Origin of the sequence: Promineifilum sp. (SeqCode), from assembly GCF_041918635.1 — a bacterium.
GTDB lineage: Bacteria > Chloroflexota > Anaerolineae > Promineifilales > Promineifilaceae > Promineifilum.
Genome location: NZ_JAYRVJ010000005.1, coordinates 1 through 3,487, shown reverse-complemented (window position 1 = coordinate 3,487; position 3,487 = coordinate 1). Strand labels below are relative to the sequence as shown.

1 protein-coding gene and 1 pseudogene are annotated in these 3,487 nt (G+C 70.2%); both read right to left on the bottom strand.

Features of this window, described 5'->3' with window-relative positions; genetic code table 11:
- The coding region (locus ACE3UY_RS00165; protein ID WP_374685527.1) for a glycosyltransferase family 39 protein at positions 1–2,100 on the bottom strand (2,100 nt) is incomplete at its 3' end.
- Positions 2,097–3,487: pseudogene (locus ACE3UY_RS00160) on the bottom strand (hypothetical protein); the annotation flags it as partial. The gene ACE3UY_RS00165 and the pseudogene ACE3UY_RS00160, both read right to left, overlap by 4 nt.

Genomic DNA, 3,487 nt, shown 5'->3' with positions numbered 1-3,487 from the left:
CTCCGACAGCCCCACCGGCGGCGACAGGGTCACTTCCCCCAGCGGGGCGAACTGCCCCAGCGCCGTACCCGTCGCGCCCACCGCTTCCAATGCGCCGCCCGCCTTGCCCGCGTAGATGCCGGCCGATAGCTCCGCCGTTACCGGTGGTGTGCCCGGCGGCAAGGGCAGTACGTGGTAGGTGACGATGGTCGCGCCGGCCGGCCACGCGCTCGCCGGCGCTCCGGCGTGGTCGAGCAGTAGCGCGTCGGTTTGGGCCACGCGCTCGCCGGTCAGGGGATCGCGCAGGACGAGCGAGACGGCCAGATCGGCCGGGGGCAGTTCGGCCGCCCGCCAGCAGAGGGCAACGGTTACGGCCGTGTCGGCCGCCGCGCCTTGGCCCACCCAGGCCGCGACCAGTTCCAGCGGGCCGAAACGCGCTCCCGGCCGGGCCAGACCGCTGCTGTCGCAGGTTGGCAGCGGCCCATGCTGCTCTGTTAACTGGTACTGGCGCACCAGCAGCCCCTCAAAGCGCGTCTCGCCCGCCCGGTAGCCGCGTCGGGCCAACTCGAACGGCAGCCGCCCGGCCCAGTCGCGCGTGCCGTCGGGGTAATCGACGACGAAGACGCGCCCCGACGCCGCGCACGGCTCCTCGCCGGCGCAGTCGAGCAGGCCGGTCAGGGTCGCATCGGTCTCGTCGGGTGACTTGTCCAGCCGAGGCATGCGCACCGGCGTGGGGCCGTGATATTCGAAGGGCAGCGACCAGTCGGTGTCGGGGATGAGGATGAGATCGTCCGGCCCGGCGACCGCCTCCAGGTGGCGGGCCACGCCGCGCATGTCGGGCTTGGCCGTGGCCGGCACGAAGAAGTATTGCCGCAGACCCCACAGGCTCAACGCCACCAGCGCCAGCGCCAACATCGGGGCCAACAGGCGACCGAGCAAGCGAGCGGTCGGCCGACGTCCGGCAGCCGTCGGCCCCATCAGCCACGCCGCCAGCGGCACGAACAGCGCCGCGAACATGACGACGTAGCGGGGGTGGGAGAAGGAGCGCACGCTCCAAACCAGTAGCGCCGGCAAGAGCGGGGCGAGCCAGTGGGCCGTGAAAGACCTGACAGGTTGGCGGACAGGAGTCCGCTCGAAACCTGTCAGGTCTAGACTGCGCAGAAGTAGTAGGACGGCAGCCAACACCCCCGCCACAGCCGCCCCCACCCGCACCCACGGATTCGCCAGCGCCCCGGCCAGCCCGGTCAGGTGGAAGGCCCACACCTGAGCGAACAGGTAGGGCAGCGGCACCGGTTCCGTGGTGAACGTGCCGGCGGCGGCCTCGGCCTGGATGGCCGGCAGGTTGGCGGCGACGGCCAGCAGCCAGGGCAGCCCGGCCGCGCCCACCAGCGCGTGCGCCGCCAGCCAGCGCCGCAGCCCCGCCCACTCGCGCCGCCGCCCCAGCGTCAGCACGCCCCACAGCCCAATGTAGCCCACGGCGAAGAGGGCGATGTAGTGGAGGTGGAGGGCGAGCGATTCTAGCGCAGCGAGGAGGAGCAGGGGGGCGAGGGAGCGGGAGAGCGGGGGAGCAGGGGGGCGCTCCTGTTTAGAGTCTGCATCCTCAGATGCGGAGGGGCGGGCCAGCAGGCGGTGAGCTAACCAGAGCATAGCCAGATAGGCGACCGGCAGCAGCGCGTAGACGCGAATCTCTTGCCCATAGATGACCGACAGCGGCGAAATAAGCATTAGCCCCGCTGCCAGCAGAGCGACCATTGATGTCACCGATCGCGCGGACGATGTTCGTTCTTCATCTGTGTCATCTGTGAAATCTGTGGATGCCCTCTTCACCACCGCATACACCAGCGCCACCTGCATCAGGCTTGCCAGCGCGCTCAGATAGCGCCCGCTGAAGGCCGACACGCCGGTCAGCGCCAGCCAGCCCTTCAGCAGGAAGAAGTACAGCGGCGGGTGAATGTTGTTCAGCCGGTCGCGCACGATCTCGGCCGCGCTCGACGTCGCTAGGTGCAGGCTGATGCCCTCGTCCCACCACAGGCTTTGCGTGTCCAGCCGGTAGACGCGCAGGGCGAAGGCCGCCAGCAGCAGCCCGGCCAGTAGCCAGAGGGAGCGGCGGCGCGTCATCATGGGCGGCTAACGTCCAGCGCGATGGGCAGAATGAAGTGGTCGGCTGCTGCCTCGCCCGTCACCGGCAGGCGGTGGCCGTCGTCGGCCGTGTAGAGGCCCAGCCGCACCGTGTAGCGCCCCGGCGGCAGGTCGGCCGGCAGCGCTAGGGGCACGCGGTCGGTGATGACCTGTCCCTTGTCCCAGATGTCGCTCGGCAGACCGCCCGGCCAGTGATCGGCCTGAGCCACCGTCTTGCCCGCCTCGTCCAGCACGTGCACAAAGGCGGTGTAGACGGCGCGCGGCTCTTCCAGCGCTTGCCAGTAGAGAGTCAGTTCGGCCGTCTCGCCCGCGGAGACCTGACATGTCTTCTGAGACCTGTCAGGTCCAGGGCAGGTGAAGCCGCGCAGGCACACACTATCCCCAAAGCATGTGTCGAGCGGCCAGACAACGTTGTCCGGCAGCGCATAGGCCCGGTCGATGTTGTTGATCGTCAGTTCGGCCAGCGTCGCGGCCGGCGCGAGCGGCTGCCCGTCGGCCAGCAGCGGCTGGATGACCAAAGCGTAGCGCCCGGCGGGCGTCGGCGGCGGCAGGGGTAGGCGGTACTTTTCGTGGACCGTCTCGCCCGTGCGCCACTGCCCCGTGTCGAAACGGCTCAGCGGCGCGGTCGCCACAAGCTGCGGCTCCCCGCCCGCCGGCTGCAAGCTGAAAGCTACCTGCATCCTCGCCGGCAGCCCGCCGGCCGGCGCGTGCCAGAACAGTTCCAGCGGCAAATCACTGCCGGCCAGCGCCTCATCGGCCACGGCGCTGTGGCCCAGCAGCCAGAGCGATTCATCGAGCCACTTCGCGCCGCTGGCCTGGGGAATCTGGAGACGCGTGGCCGAGACGATCGCGTCCGGCAGTGGCACGTCGATCTCGCCCGCTGTATAGGTGACCCCCTGGAAGCCGGCGTCGCCCACCCGCACGGGCAGCTGTCCGCCCGTTTGCCCATCCACAACCGTCAGTTGTAGTTGATACTGGCCGGGCGGCGTCGCTGGGGGCAGGACGAGGGTGTAGTAGACGATGCCGCTGTCATCCGTCTCCCAGTCGGGCGGGTGAAAGTAGAATTCATTCAGCAGGTCTGTCTCCTGCGAAGTCCAGACGTTGCCGGCGTCGTCGGCGATGACCAGGCGCAGGGTGTATCGATCGCTGGCCGCCGCCGGGGCGGCGCGCCGCCAGCGGGCCGACAGCTGCACCTGTTCGCCGTCGCTCTGTGGGTCGAGGGCCATCAGCGCCAGCCGGTCGCCGAAGGAGGCCGGCGATGCCAGGGCGGGCGGCTCGAGCGCGGGGCGCGGCGCGGCGCGGTGGTAGACCCAGGCCTGCTCCAGCCCGCCAAAGCGCACGGTGTGGATCAGTTCCAGCCCGGCGGCCG